Annotated in this window: 12 protein-coding genes; 3 read left to right on the top strand and 9 right to left on the bottom strand. The window is 44.0% G+C overall.

The features are described 5' to 3' along the window. Window positions 1–54 precede the first annotated feature (54 nt). On the top strand, window positions 55–1,113 hold the full coding sequence (gene pdxA / locus LA303_RS04985) for a 4-hydroxythreonine-4-phosphate dehydrogenase PdxA (protein WP_240526832.1): 1,059 nt from the start codon (window positions 55–57) through the stop codon (window positions 1,111–1,113). Then, on the top strand, window positions 1,110–3,602 hold the full coding sequence (locus LA303_RS04980) for a bifunctional UDP-N-acetylmuramoyl-tripeptide:D-alanyl-D-alanine ligase/alanine racemase (protein WP_240526831.1): 2,493 nt from the start codon (window positions 1,110–1,112) through the stop codon (window positions 3,600–3,602). The genes pdxA and LA303_RS04980 overlap by 4 nt, the downstream gene beginning before the upstream one ends. A 631-nt stretch (window positions 3,603–4,233) precedes the next feature. Here the strand turns inward: LA303_RS04980 and LA303_RS04975 are convergent. Next, window positions 4,234–6,900: an alkaline phosphatase family protein gene (locus tag LA303_RS04975; protein ID WP_240526830.1), complete on the bottom strand. Its 2,667-nt coding sequence runs from the start codon at window positions 6,898–6,900 to the stop codon at window positions 4,234–4,236. 197 nt (window positions 6,901–7,097) lie between these two features. Beyond that, complete coding sequence (locus LA303_RS04970) at window positions 7,098–8,243, bottom strand: glycoside hydrolase family 27 protein (protein ID WP_240527111.1); 1,146 nt, start codon at window positions 8,241–8,243, stop codon at window positions 7,098–7,100. A gap of 326 nt (window positions 8,244–8,569) precedes the next feature. Between LA303_RS04970 and LA303_RS04965 the strand changes: the two genes are divergently transcribed. After that, a complete protein-coding gene (locus LA303_RS04965; RefSeq protein WP_240526829.1) occupies window positions 8,570–8,773 on the top strand; it encodes a hypothetical protein in 204 nt (67 codons plus the stop codon). Window positions 8,774–8,982: 209 nt separating this feature from the next. On the opposite strand, the gene LA303_RS04960 is transcribed toward LA303_RS04965, so the two are convergent. From LA303_RS04960 to LA303_RS04930, 7 genes are all read right to left on the bottom strand, one after another. After that, window positions 8,983–10,842, bottom strand: coding sequence for an NAD(P)/FAD-dependent oxidoreductase (locus LA303_RS04960; RefSeq protein ID WP_240526828.1), 1,860 nt, complete (start codon window positions 10,840–10,842; stop codon window positions 8,983–8,985). A gap of 405 nt (window positions 10,843–11,247) precedes the next feature. Beyond that, window positions 11,248–12,012, bottom strand: a complete 765-nt coding sequence (locus tag LA303_RS04955; protein ID WP_240526827.1) for a hypothetical protein — start codon at window positions 12,010–12,012, stop codon at window positions 11,248–11,250. Between the two features lie 16 nt (window positions 12,013–12,028). After that, on the bottom strand, window positions 12,029–12,943 hold the full coding sequence (locus LA303_RS04950) for an ABC transporter ATP-binding protein (protein WP_240526826.1): 915 nt from the start codon (window positions 12,941–12,943) through the stop codon (window positions 12,029–12,031). 3 nt (window positions 12,944–12,946) lie between these two features. Continuing rightward, window positions 12,947–14,116 carry a molecular chaperone DnaJ gene (gene dnaJ, locus LA303_RS04945; RefSeq protein ID WP_240526825.1) on the bottom strand — a complete coding sequence of 390 codons (1,170 nt, stop codon included), beginning with the start codon at window positions 14,114–14,116 and terminating at the stop codon, window positions 12,947–12,949. A 63-nt stretch (window positions 14,117–14,179) separates the two neighbouring features. Further along, the gene (locus LA303_RS04940; RefSeq protein WP_240526824.1) at window positions 14,180–14,791 is read right to left on the bottom strand and encodes a nucleotide exchange factor GrpE; all 612 of its coding nucleotides are present in this window, start codon (window positions 14,789–14,791) and stop codon (window positions 14,180–14,182) included. A gap of 179 nt (window positions 14,792–14,970) precedes the next feature. Then, complete coding sequence (murA, locus tag LA303_RS04935) at window positions 14,971–16,278, bottom strand: UDP-N-acetylglucosamine 1-carboxyvinyltransferase (protein WP_240526823.1); 1,308 nt, start codon at window positions 16,276–16,278, stop codon at window positions 14,971–14,973. 3 nt (window positions 16,279–16,281) lie between these two features. After that, window positions 16,282–16,920 (bottom strand): DUF4290 domain-containing protein, encoded by a 639-nt coding sequence (locus LA303_RS04930; RefSeq protein ID WP_240526822.1) that lies wholly within the window; start codon window positions 16,918–16,920, stop codon window positions 16,282–16,284. Between the last annotated feature and the right edge of the window lie 127 nt (window positions 16,921–17,047).

Genomic DNA, 17,047 nt, shown 5'->3' with positions numbered 1-17,047 from the left:
ACAGCCTGTTTTTTTGTAGAAAAGCCTACCTTTGCCTTTTAAATTCAAACCATCATGAAGGAACGTTTGAAAGAAAAAAACCGGCCTGTACGTGTGGGCGTTACCCACGGTGATTTCAATGGAATCAGTTACGAGATAATGATTAAGGCACTGATGGATAACCGGTTGTACGAAATGTTTACTCCGGTAATCTACGGACTTCCCCGGGTAATCGGTTACCACCGAAAACAACTTCGTTTAACTGATTTGAATTACCATGTGATTTCAAACAGTTCAAAAATTATCGACAGAAAACTGAATATCCTAAGCCTAAGCGACGAGGAAATAAAAATCGAATTTGGGAAATCAACACCCCTTGCCGGTCAATTTGCCTACCAGGCACTTGAAACCGCCGTAAAAGACATTAAAAACAAAAAAATTGATGTCTTGGTGACCGCACCGATTAACAAAGAAAACATCCATTCTCAAGACTTTTCTTTTCAAGGGCACACCGAATATCTCACCAACCGGTTTCAGGTTGAAGATTCGCTGATGCTGATGGTTTCAGACAGTCTGCGGGTAGGCACCGTTACCAATCACCTGCCCGTAAAAGAAGTAGCTCAAAACATCACCGAAGAAAAATTATTGTCAAAGCTGAACATTTTACATGAATCGCTGAAAAAAGATTTTCTCATCGAACGGCCTAAAATTGCAGTTCTCGGACTTAATCCGCATGCCGGCGACAATGGAGTGATCGGCACAGAAGACGAAACCATTATCCACAGCACCCTTATTAAAGTTAAAAAACAAGGCATGTTGGTTTTTGGTCCTTTTGCTGCCGACGGGTTTTTCGGCTCGGGAAAATACACACAGTTCGATGCCGTACTGGCCATGTATCACGATCAGGGGCTCATTCCTTTTAAACTACTGGCCGAAAATGGCGGAGTAAACTACACTGCCGGATTACCCATTGTACGTACTTCTCCCGACCATGGCACAGCTTATGACATCGCCGGAAAAAATCTTGCTTCGCCGGCTTCCATGCGGCAAGCCGTTTACCTTGCCATTAATATTTTTCGCAATCGTCGTCAGTGGGAAGCCATGCATGCCCACCCGTTATCCGAACAGTCATGACACACCCAAAATATGACGGCCATGAGCTGGCAGACATCTTAAAAGCCAAACTCTTTTCGCCCGATGCCGATAAAATCGTGGTGGAAGATATTCTTATCGACAGCCGGAAATTTATCCGGGCAAGCAAAACCCTGTTCTTTGCTTTAAAAGGCACCCGAAACGACGGCCACCGCTATCTTCGCGATTTATATCGCAAGGGCATCCGGTATTTTGTTATTTCAAACGAAAAAATCGACCGGAAAGCTTTCCCGAAAGCATCTTTTTTCTTGGTACAAGATACATTAAAAGCTTTACAGCAGCTGGCGGCACACCATCGCAGCCGTTACCAGATACCAGTTATCGGCATCACCGGAAGTAACGGAAAAACCATTGTAAAAGAATGGCTTTTTCAGTTAATGAGCAAAGACAAAAAAATCGTACGCAGCCCCAAAAGTTACAATTCTCAAATCGGCGTTCCCCTTTCTGTATGGCAGATGAACGACAGCCACGAACTGGCTGTTTTTGAAGCCGGCATCTCACGGCCTGACGAAATGGAACACCTGCAGGCAATTATCCAGCCTACCCTGGGCATCTTTACCAACATCGGCGAAGCCCATAACGAAGGTTTTATCGGGCTTTCCCAAAAAATTGGCGAAAAGCTGAAACTCTTTACCCGCGTGGATACGCTGATTTACAATAATGACCAAAAAGAGCTGTTGGAAACTTTTATCCGCACCGGAATTTTGGAAAATATCGGCACATTCTCATGGGGAGCCGACCAAAACAGCAATCTGCAAATTACAAACAAAACCGTAAAAGAAAATGCTACAGAAATAACAGGAATTTACCAAGACCGGGAAATCTCGGTGGAAATTCCTTTTGCCGACAAGGCTTCTGTGGAAAATGCCATTCACTGCTGGGCTGCCATGCTGTGCCTCGGATACGATCAACAGACAATCCGGCAACGCATGGCTGCACTGACACCTATTGCCATGCGGCTGGAACAGCGCGAAGGCATTAACAACTGCACCATCATTAACGACGCCTATAACTCCGACATCAATTCGCTCACCATCGCGCTGGAGTTTATGGAGCAACAAAACCAACACCGAGAAAAAACGGTTATTCTTTCCGATATCCTTCAAAGTGGCCGAAGCGAAGCCGAACTTTATGGCAATGTAGCCGAACTGCTTCAGCAAAAAGGGGTCTCGCACATTATTGGCATCGGCGAAGCCATCTCGCGTCACGCCGGACTTTTTCCTATGAAAAAGGATTTTTTCCGGACAACACAGGATTTTATTGCCGGTTTTCCGATGGCTTCCTTTCGTAACCAAACCATTTTATTAAAAGGAGCCCGTATCTTCGAATTTGAACGAATCAACCGGTTGCTCCAGCAAAAGGTCCACGAAACCGTTCTTGAGATCAATCTCAGTGCCCTCACCGAAAATCTCAATTTTTTCCGTGCTAAACTCAAGCCGGAAACCAAAGTCATGGCAATGGTCAAAGCTTTTTCCTATGGCAGCGGAAGTTTTGAAATCGCCAACATTTTACAATTTCATCAGGTAGACTACCTTGCCGTAGCTTATACCGATGAAGGGGTGGAATTGCGTAATGCCGGAATCAGTCTTCCCATCATGGTCATGAATCCGGAAGAATACGCTTTCGATCTGATGATGAAACACCAGTTAGAGCCCGAGATCTTTAGTTTCCGTAGTTTGCGTATGCTGGAAAAGGCCATCCGGCGGAATCAGTTACCACAAAACAAACCGGCAAAAATCCACCTGAAACTCGAAACCGGCATGCATCGCCTTGGATTTAATGAAGACGAACTGGATGAACTCATCACACGGATTAACAGCAATCCGTTGATTTATGTTCAGTCGGTGTTCTCTCACCTTGCCGGGGCAGACAATCCGGCTTTGGATGACTTTACCCACGGACAAATTCAACAGTTTCAGCGTATGGCTGAAAAACTAAAAAAAGCTTTTCCATACCCGGTTTCTTTGCATCTGCTGAATTCGGCAGGAATTATCCGTTTTCCGGAAGCACAATTTGACATGGTACGCCTTGGCATTGGTCTGTATGGCGTTTCTTCGTTACCTGAAATTTCCGGGAAACTGCATAATGTCACCAGTTTACGAACAGAAATCACACAAATCAAAGAAATTAAAGCCGGAGACTCCGTAGGATACAACCGGCGTTTTATCGCGAAAAAACCCCATCGTATTGCTACGGTTTCTGTGGGTTATGCCGACGGACTTTTCCGGTCATTGGGCAACGGAAATATTACTTTTTATATTCACGGGCAACCGGCACCGGTGGTCGGAGACATTTGCATGGACATGTGTATGATTGATGTAACCGGTATGGAAGTGCGCGAAGGTGATCCGGTAATGATTTTCTATACCGATCATCCTGTTTCTGAGCTGGCCCAGGCTGCCGGAACCATTCCTTACGAAGTTCTCAGTCGCATCTCACGCCGCGTAAAACGGGTTTATTATCACGAATAGGGATTAGCAAACTTTTCATCGTTTTAAGGGCCCGCCCGGACGATGAATTTCCCGCTTTCGTCTGCGCTTATACCTCCACTTTTCAAGTCCTGTCCGACTTGAAAAGAGATGCCTTTTAAGTACTTCAAGTGCCTAAAGTGGAGAATCCAAAAAAACAAAAAACAAATCGCAAAAAAAATCTCAAATTCTAAAAATCAACTAGTTTGTCCTGCTGAACGCAGTGAAGCATCTCTTTGAACAGTCGTGATTATTTTTTGAGATTCTTCACTTCGCTATCGCTCCGTTCAGAATGACAGCAAAAACATGAGTAAAATATTAAAAATCAGCCATTCATCGTTCTACACTCATCATTCATCCTTCCCAATGATCGAAGTTTGAAGTGCCTAAAGTGGGGAATCCAAAAAATCAAATCGCAAAAAAAATCTCAAGCACCAAACGACAAGCCCAGAACGTTAAACAACTGATAACGAAACACTAACAACTCACCCTTCTACATTCATCGTTCATCACTCATCATTGACATCCAAACATCTTTCCATCTTCACATCCAAACATCAAAAATCTTCCATCCTACATCCTTCCATCTTCACATCCCACATCCAAACATCCTCACATCATACATCCAAAGGGCTCAATCGTCATCGTCATCATCATGACCGGCGTAGCGGGCCGGGTAAGGTTCGTTTCTTTTTACAGAAAACCAGACAATCCGGTTTAACAAATCGTCATCGCCACCATCAATATCTAGTTTGGCCATTTTCAATGAAGCCTGGGCATAAGCTTTTTGCTTTCCTTTTAAAGCCCGCAAAGCCGGATTCATTTCGTTTAACGGAATATTATTTTTCACCGCATGATAAGGAGTTACATCGGGTTTATCCGTAAAAACATCAAACATCGGACGAGCCGACGCATCCATAATATTCATCGGAGGAAGTCCGAGAATCTGTTCAATGGTCCGAATCAGCGAAGTCTGATTATAATCGGTCGAAACCACTTTTCCTGTTTTGGAATAAGGGCTTACCACCAATCCTACCGTGCGATAGGCTGATACGTGGTCCCATCCGCTTTGCGAATCATCTTCGGTAACAAAAATGACCGTATTTTTCCAAAACCGGCTTTTGCTCACCGCTTCCACAATTTTTCCCAAAGCCGCATCATTGTCTGCCACCATGGCACGAGGCGTGGGAAATCCCGGTGCCGTTCCGGCCGTATGATCATCGGGCAAAGCCACAATCATTAAATCGGGCAAAGCATCACCCGGCATCTTTTCAAACGCTTTCAGCTCGGTAATAAAAGCTTTTGCCCGCAGTTGGTCCGTAATTTTATGGCTGTCGTATCCCGGATAAATGGGCGACAACACCCCGCGAACCCGCTCAATCGTTGTTACATTGGTAAACCGGAAAGGTTTTCCGGTAAGATAATCATGGTAAATATCCGTCCAGTTTTCACCGGTGTTCCAAACCGGCCGGCAAGCTTCCCCGTAAATCCGGACACTTTTTCCGTGATCCAGTGCATCATCCCACAAAAATCCGGTTTTCGGATAAGCCATAGCATCATACAATACATGGGTATAACTCCGGAACCAGGCACGCACATTTTTTTCAATGTAATCGGTTACCATAGAAGCATCGGTCCACACATGTCCTTCGGACGAACATTTTCCGGAAGCTTTATAATTATCCAGCAACACATATTGCGTAGCAAGCCGGTGAATGTTAGGCGTTATTTTTTCACCAAAAGTACAAAGTGCAGCATCGCCATTTCCTTTTTTTACATCTCCCAAAATCTGATCGTAGGTCCTGTTTTCTTTGATGATATAAATGACATGTTTAAACACGGATGGCTCTCCGATCCGTTGCGGCACCGGAACCGGTTTTACATTTTTTCGCGGAAGCAAATCCAGCATCGCCAAACGGGTTAACCGGTTGTTCTTTACCACCTGCTGCGTATACTTTTGCAACTTCGCACTGTCAGGAAGCGGGAAAACAGAGACACAGGCAAGCATCCGGTGCGAATTGTAAGCACCTGCAGTCGAATGTCTTTTACCGTTCACCGCATAAAACGTACGAAACGCTTTGTTTTTACTTTTCACCGTAAGCCGCGATCCTACCCCTTCGATATTAGCCACAGTCATGGTATCTCCTTTCAAAGCTATCCCGGCCGGATAAGCTGCCGTAGGAATGAAGCCCAAAACACGGCTGATACTCTGCTGTGTTTTTCCGCCGGCTTTACTTCCCAGCGCTACCACAGCAACCGCATTATCCATGCCGTTGGCCACATAAAGCCGGTTGCCATCGGCTGAAATCGCCAGCCCGTCCGGAGAATCACCAAAATAAGGATTCTTCTCACGGTTTAAACGAACCGAAATCGTCTCGGCTACCTGATCCGTTTTGGTATCAATCACCGTCACATTATCGCTGTTTCCATTGGCCACATAAACAAATCTTCCATCCGGACTTTTAACCACCTTATTGGGGTGCAATCCGGTTTTAATCGTATACAGGATTTTTCCGGTTTTCGGATCCATTACACTTACCGTTCCGGAAGAAACAGCACCAAAACGATTTACCTGTGCCTTTTCCCAAGGAATGCCTGCCGTAGCCGTATCGCCTACCGGCGGAACAGCCCCCGACCAGTTGCTGACATAAAGCTTGCCACGGGCCATGGTTATCCCGTAAGGAGCCAGACCAGCCGGCCGTTGCCATAAAATTTTATTGTTTCTGATATTGATTTTTGCTACCTCGTCATTGCCATTTAAAACAAGATAAACTACCGGATCTCCCTTTTCATATTTAATAACCATTTCATTGGGAATGGATGCCGACACGCCTTTTTTACGGGCAAAATGATACGTAGCCACAATCTGCGCCGAATCACCATTCCAAAGAGCCTGCATCAAATCATTCCGGGTACTCCAAAACACATAATCTTTTCCGTTATCTTTTAACCAGGTAATCCCGGAATAAGTATTTATGGCTTTTCGGCCTTTCAGATAATGACGCAACACCAACTGATATACAATTTTATTATTAGCCCTGTTTACAAAGACAACACGGTAACGACCTTCCACAGCCAGCGTTTTTCCATCCGGTGACAAAGCCACATCCAACGCATGATTTTCCAGTGCCGAATCGCCAAAAAAGATTTGCTTTCCGGCTGGTGTCAGCACTTTATTATACGGCATCGCTACGGGATATTTCAATTTGGCCGTGCCGGTTTGATTGGTTTTCCGGTTGGAATTGGCACACCCCCATAAAAAAAGCAAGGCGGCTACCCCCAAAATGTAAATACGTTTCATTGGAATATTTTTTGAATCTCTTTATTTATCATCCTTGATGACTTTACTTTTTGTCCGGTTTTTGGGACTGTCAAAGTTACACAAAACGGAGGGGTTTAATGTGAAATAATGTTAAACAGGAATAGGCTTTTTTTACTTTTCATCCCCCTTTAAACAGGAAAAACAAATATTAAAAACATCACGAAAAACTACGGCGGTTATTCCGGTATCACTTTCACCATTACCACACTGTGTTTTCCCACTTCTGCCGAGAAAGAACCTTTAAATTTTCCCAGGTTTTCATGCTTCCACAAATCACGTACTTCTGCTTTCAGTGTATTCGGATAGCCAATATCCGTCCATTGAAAAGCAATTTTAGCCTTTTTTTCACCACGGTTAAAAAGTACCACCGCCCGGCTGCCATCAGCCAGTTGCCGGGCCCATACTTCCAGGTCACCCTCTTTTTTTACACGGGTTCCCTCTTTACCCAACGGATCCTGATCCACCGCAATCACTTCGCGGTTAGTGAGAATGTCACGAATGGTATCCGACATGTGGATAATATCGTTTCCGGCAATAAGCGGTGCCGCCAGGATAGCCCACAAGCTAAAATGCGACCGGCTTTCTTCCACCGTCAAACCGGTGTTTCCCACTTCGAGCATGTCCGGATCATTCCAGTGCCCCGGACCGGCATAAGCCTGCAAACCGACCTGCAAATCCAAAATATGAACAAACCCCATTCCTCCCCAGTCATTACGGCAATCATAACAATTCAAGATATCTTCGGTAGTCCGCCACAAATTTCCACCTGCTTTTTTTCCCCACAACCAGGGTTTATTGGTTCCCCATTCGCAAATACTAAACACAATGGGTCTTCCTGCCGCACGCAGTGCCTGTGCCATTAAACGATAAGATGCTTCGGCATTTTGTGTTCCATGATGACACCAGTCGTATTTCAGATAATCCACCCCCCAACGGGCATACGTACGGGCATCCTGAAACTCATATCCCCGGCTGCCCGGCCTTCCCTGACAAGTTTTTGTTCCGGCATCGGAGTAAATACCAAACTTTAGTCCTTTGGAGTGAATATAATCGGCGAGGGCTTTGATTCCGGAAGGAAATTTTACCGGATCAGCGATGATATTTCCGTTTTTATCCCGGCCAACCTGCCAGCAATCATCAATGATCAGATATTTATACCCGGCAGCCAGCATGCCCGATTTTACCATGGCATCCGCCGTTTCTTTAATGAGCTTTTCGTTAATGTTACACTGAAAGGTATTCCAGCTGTTCCACCCCATGGGTGGTGTTAACGCCAGCGAATCAAATGATGTCTGGGCTTTGGTTTGCATTTGCATGGACATAAAAAAAAGAAAAGGAAAAAGGAGATAACGTATTTTCATGGTATCAGGTTTTAATGAAACACGGAAATAATACCGGTTTTGTTTCTCAAAAGTAAAGAAATTCAGGGGGAACACAAAAGAATTTTTATCATCTGCTGCTTTGGTACATTTTATCTGTGTTTTACTCAACTTTATCAGTTTTAATACCACATTAAAAATATTCGCTAAGTTGAACAAACGTAAAAACTATTGATATTCTGCGCCCTATTTGTTCATTAGATATCGTAGTAATCATTTTACTTTTTAATGACAATCATTAATTCCGGGTAAAATTGTGCTTTTTTACTTTGAGTGAAAAAGAATTTTCAAAGTATTTTCTGTTCCTTTCTTGTCTCGTCAAGAAAGCCCGCCTGACCATTGTCGGGCAGGGAACCAAAGAAGACGCACCGAAACGAATGCTTCTTCCCACTCTGCCGAAAAGCAACATCTCCGGCAAAAAAGTCTCTTGCTCATCGCAAGAGAAATGCAAGCACTTTTGCACGATGCTGTAAGCTTTTCGGCATTCACTCCATCGCCGGCCCGCCTGAATGACGTAGTCGGGCAGGCCCGCCGTTTCGGTAGGCCTGCCCACAACTTCGTATTATTTAACCTTTAAGAAAAAAATAAACCTGCAAAAGTTGAATATCTTATAAAAACAAATAGTCCAGGCAAACGCCTGAACTACTTGTATATTACATTATTATGCGTTATTTAAAACCGGTTACAGATTCAACGCCAATTCGTAAGCTTCACGAATAGCTTCCTGGGCTTTTCCTACTTTTTGTGCATCACCAATAAAATACAAAGGAGGCATTCCTTCTTCTTTTTCAAACGGGTGATACGACCGCATTCCAGCCGCTACTACAATATGATCCACATCCGAAATGACGCGTTCTCCTTCTTCACCGGTAATTTTAACTTCACTGCCGTTGATTTCGGCTACAGTATGTTTTGTGATTATTTCCGCACCTTTTGCCTGTAATTTTTTCAGGGTCATGGCTTTTTCAATCATCTCCATCCCACGGGCAATTTCTTCCAGCATTTCCACAACCACTACCTGGTTTTCATTATCTACCAGTTTACTGGCCACTTCCATACCAATCAATCCGCCACCGATAACCAATACCTTTTTCCCTTTCGGCAATTGCTCATCTTCTAAAAATTCAGTCCAGTAATATTTTTTCAATCCTTTAATGGGCGGAACGGCAGGCACAGCTCCCGTAGCGACTACTACGCCATCATAATTTCCCTGTTTAACGGTATCTGCTGTAGCTTCTTCCTTTTTAACCGGAATTTGCAACCGGTTCAATTCTGTGCGATAATAATCAACCAGGTCTTTCAAGCTTTCCTTTTGAGGAGGTAACCAGGCCAGGTTAAACTGTCCGCCCAGCTCATTTTTCTCGAAAAGCGTAACCTGATGTCCTTTTTGTGTCAGGCTTATAGCCGCCTGCATTCCGGCCAAACCGCCACCCACCACAGCAAAATGTTTCGGTGTTCCGGTTTTTCCCAAATCCGGAAGCTGGGTATTAACCTGCGGATTCACCACACATCCCAAACCTTTTCCGGATTTCACTCCACCCAGGCATCCTTCGGCACAAGCCAAGCAAGGACGAATATTTCCTTTTACCTCGCCGAGATATTTCCCTACAAAATCCGGATCGGCTACCAGCGCACGTCCTAAAGCAAAATATTCTGCTCCATATTTTTCCTTTAACAAAGCAATATCTTCAGCAGAGTGAATTCGTCCAAGAAAGATCACCGGAATATTGACCTCTTTTTTCAATTCTCCGGCCAGCTGCCAGGTTTTACCTTTGGGCACAAACATGTGTTGGAAAAACCACGGCGGCGTATTACAAGCTGTTCCGGCAATCACGTGCAATGCTGCTACACCGGCTTTTTCCAGCTCACGGGCATAAATTTTCATATCCTCCACATGAAACCCGTTGGGAATCATTTCATCGCCGCTGATCCGGGCAATGACAGGAAGTTCTACCGCATCAACTACCGCTTTTACCACTTCAAGCGGAAAACGCATCCGGTTTTCCAAACTCCCGCCATACTCATCGGTACGATCGTTCACTGCCGGCGAAAGAAACTGTGCCAAAAGATAACCGTGTCCGGTTTGTAACTCTATAAAATCGAATCCGGCTTTTTTGGCTCTTTGGGCTGCTTCTACATGCATTTGCACCACTTTATCCATCATGGCCCGGTCCATTTTCAATGGCTTTGCTCCACCGTTTTCACAGGCTTTGTCCGTAGAAGACCAATGATAATTTCCGGGAATTTTCGGGTTGGCCATCCGGCCGGGATGATTAATATGGGCAATGGCTTTTGCCCCGTTTTCATGAATAAGACCCGTCAGTTTCTTCAGGCCTTCAATCTTGTTATCCTGATCAATACCCAATTGGGTGGGTAATTCACGCAAACCGGCGTCCATATACAACGGTTCCAGTGTAACCGCCCCCACATGTTTGCTTCGGGGAGCATAAAAATCAATATGTCTTTGGGTTACCACGCCTGTACCATCGCTGTATCCCAGCTTTACAAGCGCCATAATAAACGGATTTCGTAATGTTAACATGGCTTATATCTTTATATTTAATTTATATACATATCTTACATACAAAAATACAAAAACTGTGAATAATAAACAGAAAAACAGAGGAAAAATATAATGCGCCGGCTTAACACATCGAAAGACATACAAGGATGAAAAAACCCAAAAAGACAAAAATCTCAACATCCAAGTACTTCAAGTGCCTAAAGTTAGAAGTGCCTAAAGTGAAAATCTCAAAAGACAAAAAAATCCCAAATTCCAAAAATTAACTTCTTTTATCCTGCTGAACGCAGTGAAGCATCTATTTTAACAACCGTGATTATTTTTAAGATCCTTCACTCCGCTGCGCTTCGTTCTCCATAGAGTCCTACAGACAGGAGGACAGCAAAAAACACAGGTAAAACAAAGAAGAATGAAAAAAGAAAAAAATTACACTTCGTCAAATCCCGGGCGGATAAAATTTTGAGCTTCCGGGAACTCCTCTTCCAGTCGGTTTTTCATCCGCATCAACAGAAAAAGAATCTCATCAATATCCTCTTTTTTTCCCGGGAAATACTTCTGTAATCCCCGCCAGGCTACCATAGACCGGTGAATAAGGAGCAGACAAACTTTGGCAGTTCCGTCTGATTCTTTTGGCCCGGAGACATTCTCTTCAGATTCTTCTTCTCGTCCTTTGGAATAATAAGCGCGGGAAAGCTTGAGGTAAAGCTGCAACTGGTAGCGCATGATAACGGAGATAAGATCGTTGGCATTTTGTTTTTCTTTTTCAGAAAAATGGTCATTCACCAGTTTAAAGATTGACCCCGGCTGTAGTTCGTCTATGGCAATTTCGCCGGCATCGGCCCGGTCATCGAGAAAATCATCCACACTGTCTTCATATTTCCGTCCGGCTTTCAGCACCATATTATTAACAGCTTTTCGCTGAAAGAGATCAAATTTTGCCCGTGTACTGATGCCGGGAAAATCCTGCAGATCAGCATCTTTTTCTGTTGCAGTCCGACGGACATATTCCAATGTTTCCGGTAAGGTTTCTTCTAATATCTTCCAAAAAACACGGTTTTTTTCATCATCGGCTTCCAGGTTTTCAGGCTTTCGCAGGGTAGCATCTGCAGCAAAAGCCTCACAACGGGCACCAAAAGCACAACGTTCGCACCAACGATCGCAATAAGCATAAACAGAAGGAATCTTACTCATATTAAGGAATTTAAAGTCAAACCCCGGTAACCAGCCGGATAAAAATTTCGTTCACAGAAGGAAGGATCTCTTGAAAAGCCGTAATTTCCGCCTGAGACATGATCTGTTGCAGTAAATCATTGGATGTACTACCATTCAATAACTTCACCACCATCTGTTTTTCTCCGTTCTCTTTTTGGATTTCATTTTGAACAGAAAAATAATCTTCGGGAAGTAAAACCTTTTCTTTTTCTCCCCGGAAAGTCACTTCGTAAATATTTTTCCGGTAACGATTCTTTACTTCATCGATCTTGCCTTCCAGCACTTTTTTCCCCTTATTGATCAAGGCAATATGATCACAAAGCTCTTCTACCGAAGCCATATTGTGCGTAGAGAATATAATTGTGGCGCCTTGTTTGCGCAGATGAAGAATTTCTTCTTTTAGCAAATTTACATTAATAGGATCAAAACCGCTGAAAGGTTCATCAAAAATCAAAAGACGTGGTTCGTGTAACAAGGTAACAATAAACTGTACCTTTTGCTGCATTCCTTTCGAAAGTTCTTCTACTTTCCGGTTCCACCAGTCAACAATATCAAAACGCTCGAACCAGTATTTTAATTTCCGGCGGGCATCAGCTGCCGACATTCCCTTTAGACGAGCAAGATAAACAGCCTGTTCTCCTACTTTCATCTTTTTATACAGGCCACGTTCTTCCGGCAAATACCCGATTTTGATAATATCATCCTGGGTTACCGGTTTTCCGTCAAGCCATACTTCTCCTTCATCAGGAGCCGTAATCATATTGATGATACGAATCAGGGTTGTTTTTCCTGCTCCGTTAGGACCCAGCAGGCCATAAATGGATCCTTCGCCAATGGTAATATTTACATGATCAAGCGCCTGATGATTTTCAAAGCGCTTACTCACATTTATGACCTGCAGTTTGTCCATATTTTAGGAGAAAAATTCACGCATCCGGTCGAAATAACTTCGATCTTTGGATGTGGGATTGGGTTTGAAGTTGGGCGAATCTTTCAGTTTTTCCAAAATTCGTTTTTCTTCGTGTGTCAGGTTTCTCGGAGTCCAGATATTCACGTTCACCAGTAAATCACCTTTTCCGTATCCATTTACATCCGGCAAACCTTTTCCTTTCAGTCGCAACACTTTTCCCCCCTGAGTTCCGGCCGGCAATTTCACACGGGCTTTTCCGTCTACCGTAGGGATTTCAACGGTTGTTCCCAGTGCGGCATCCGGAAAGCTGACATAGAGATCGTACAGCAAATTATTTCCGTCGCGTTTCAGGCTCGGGTGCGGGATCTCTTCAATCAGCACAATCAAATCGCCGGGAATTCCACCACGGGGAGCAGCATTTCCTTTTCCACTCAGGCTCAGCTGCATTCCGTCGTTCACTCCTGCCGGGATATTAATGGTTACCACTTCCTCAGACTTCACAATACCGTCACCATGACAAGTAGTACATTTTTTAGTAATGATTTCTCCTTCTCCCCCACACTGCGGACAGGTGGAAGAGGTTTGCATTTGTCCGAGAAAAGTATTGGTCACCCGGGTAACCTGTCCTGTTCCGTGACAGGTAGGACACGTTGTGGGCTGCGTACCCGGTTCAGCTCCGGTTCCATGACACGCCGGACAGGGCACATATTTTTTAATTTTAATTTTTTTCTCTACGCCATGAGCCATTTCTGACAAAGTCAGTTTCACTCTCACCCGCAGATTCGACCCTTTCCGCATACGACGTCTTCCGGAGCCTCCACCGTAAGAGCCCCCGCCAAACGAACTTCCACCAAAGCTGAAATGTCCGCCAAAGATATCGCCAAAATGGCTGAAAATATCTTCCATGGACATTCCGCCACCACTGAAACCACCACCGGCAGCTCCACCGCCCACGCCGGCATGACCAAATTGATCATACTTGGCCCGTTTTTCGGGATTACTCAATACTTCATACGCTTCGGCAGCTTCTTTAAATTTTTCCTCGGCCTCTTTATCATTCGGATTTTTATCCGGATGATATTTAATGGCCATCTTCCTGTAGGCCTTTTTTATTTCGGCCTGCGAGGCATCTTTTGAAACGCCGAGCACATCGTAATAATCACGTTTACTCATCTCTTTTGCTTCCTTTCCGGGATGGTTAATCCCCACTTTTTAATCTGGCTATTTTCCAGGATTTTATTGTCCGACAACAACTTTCGCATAGCGAATTACCTTTCCATTCAGCATATATCCTTTCTGAATGACATCCACGTTTTTGCCTTTCAGTTCTTTTGAAGGAGCCGGTATATTCGTTACCGCTTCATGAAAATCCGTATCGAACGGTTGCCCTTTGGCATCAATTTCTTCCAATCCTCTTTGTTTCAGGATTGTCATCAATTTATTATATATCAGCTCGATACCTTTTTTCGCTTCTTCACTTAAATGATGCTCTTCAAAAGCCTGAATAGCACGTTCCAAATCGTCAACCACCGGCAAAATTGCAAGGATCATTTCTTGCGAAGCCGATTTTTGCAATTCAATCCGTTCTTTTGCCGTTCGCTTGCGGTAGTTGTCAAACTCCGAATAAAGCCGCATGTATTTGTCGTTCAGGTCATCATATTTTTCCTGAAGCTCTTCCAGCTTTTTCTGCGTGGAAGATTTTTTTGTTTTCTTCTTCTCTTTATGGGTTGAATCAACCGATTCTTTTTCTTTTTTTTCTTCCTGTTTTTGTGTTTCCGGTTGATTCTCAAAAGTTACATCATCAGCAACTTCCTGTTTTTTATTTTTATCTTGTTTTTTTGTACTCATTTTTATCACTCCTTTTTATTGATTTCCTTTGTGGTTAACAAATTTTTTGCCACTCTTTTACTCCAGTCATAATGACAGAAAAAAAAGGAAAACGCTGACAATTTTTTTGCAAAGTTAATGATTTTACGAAGGGAGCAATTGAAGGGCTACAACACCTTTTTTCACAGGAAAAACAAAGGTCAGGAAATCCGCTGAATATCTGCCCCAAGCGCACGCAAACGGGTATCAATGTGCTGATATCCCCGGTCGATCTGTTCAATATTATCGATGATACTGGTTCCATCGGCTGACAAAGCCGCAATTAACAAAGCCACTCCGGCACGAATGTCCGGCGAGGTCATCCGGATGCCCCGTAACGGCTGAGCATTATCCAATCCGATAACCGTAGCTCTGTGCGGATCACATAGAATAATACGAGCCCCCATATCAATCAGTTTATCCACAAAGAAAAGGCGGCTTTCAAACATCTTTTGATGAATGAGCACACTCCCTTTGGCCTGGGTGGCTACAACCAAAACAATACTGATCAGGTCCGGAGTAAAACCGGGCCACGGCGCATCGGCAATCGTCATGATAGAGCCGTCAATAAAAGTTTCGATGGTATAATGTTCCTGAGCCGGAACAAAAATATGATCACCCTGTTGTTCCACACCAACACCAAGCCGTCTGAAAACGGTAGGGATCATTCCCAAATCAGCAAGCCGGGTATTTTCAATAGTCAACGACGAGCGGGTCATAGCGGCCATTCCGATAAAACTGCCTACTTCAATCATATCAGCCAGCAGCGTATGCGTAGTTCCGTGAAGTGACGAAACCCCGTGAATGGTCAGCAGATTGGACCCCACGCCATCAATACGGGCACCCATTTGAATAAGCATTTTGCTCAATTGCACCAGATAAGGTTCGCAAGCTGCATTAAAAATCACGGTTTTTCCTTCGGCCATTACTGCAGCCATCAGAATATTAGCCGTACCGGTTACCGAAGCTTCTTCAAGCAGCATTTCATTGCCTTTAAGCCCTTTGGTAGTTACGTCATAGCGTTTTTCTGCTTCATCATAAACAAACGAAACGCCCAACTTTTGCAAGCCGTTAAAATGGGTATCCAGGCGGCGACGACCGATTTTATCTCCACCGGGTTGTGGAATTACGCCCCGACCGTATCTGGCCAAAAGCGGCCCTAAAATCATAATGCTTCCGCGAATGCTGGTGGCTTTCTGAAAAAAATCATCCGAATCCAAATAATCAAGATCCAATTCGGCAGCCTGAAAACGATAACTTTCGTCCGCTATCTTTTCTACCTTTACCCCAAAACCTTTCAGCAATTCGATCAGACGATTGACATCCCGAATATCAGGTACATTATGCAAAATAACCGGTTCGGAGGTGAGCAAGGTCGCACAAATCACCTGAAGTGCTTCATTTTTGGCTCCTTGCGGACGAATGGAGCCCCGCAGGCGATGCCCTCCGACTATTTTAAAAGAGCCCATTCTTTAATAAGATTTCCGGCCGTATTTTTTCTTCCTGCCGTTGTTATTATTTTTGTTTTGGTTGTTTTTCTTCTTTTTATTACGGGATCCGGACAACACTTCGTTTGTCGGAATCAGCTGAACATCATCATCCAGCTTTAGCTTGCCGTTAGAGAGTTCTTCCAACTGGCTTAGAATCATTTTGTCACTTACCGAATCCCGGTTCCAGTTCAGGTAAGCCCGTTTCATCTGATTCGCAATCATCAGTGTCAGCTCTTTTTTCTCCGGTCCGTCTTCCAATCCTGAAACATATTTTATCATGTTTTCAAGATGTTTTCCGTAATGTTTAAAACGGATGTGATTTTCGCTGTAATGCAATTTTTCAGGACGACGGCTGATCGCCTCTTTTTCCGGAGGCGGATAAGGGCTGTCCACATCAAGTTTAAAATCTGAGATAAAATAAAGATGGTCCCACAGTTTGTGCATATAATCACTGACTTCCCTTACCTGCGGATGCATATTGGCCATGATCTCAACCACTCTTTTGGCAGCCGCTGTCCGTTCTTTACGATCTTCAATCTGAACAACATGCTGAACCATTTTTTGGATATTACGACCATATTCGGGAATAGCCATTTTGTCGCGTGCGGTGTTATATTCCATATTTTCCGGTAAATTATTTACTAATAGGCTTTGAATAAACCATTTCTGTCCGTTACAGGCAAGGAGGAAGTTTTCATCTTATCCTGCAATGTTCTGTCTGCAAAAGTAAGGAAAAAAATCGTTATTA

It is taken from the genome of Candidatus Sulfidibacterium hydrothermale (assembly GCF_020149915.1).
Lineage (GTDB): Bacteria > Bacteroidota > Bacteroidia > Bacteroidales > F082 > Sulfidibacterium > Sulfidibacterium hydrothermale.
This window is presented reverse-complemented; position numbering and strand designations above follow the sequence as displayed.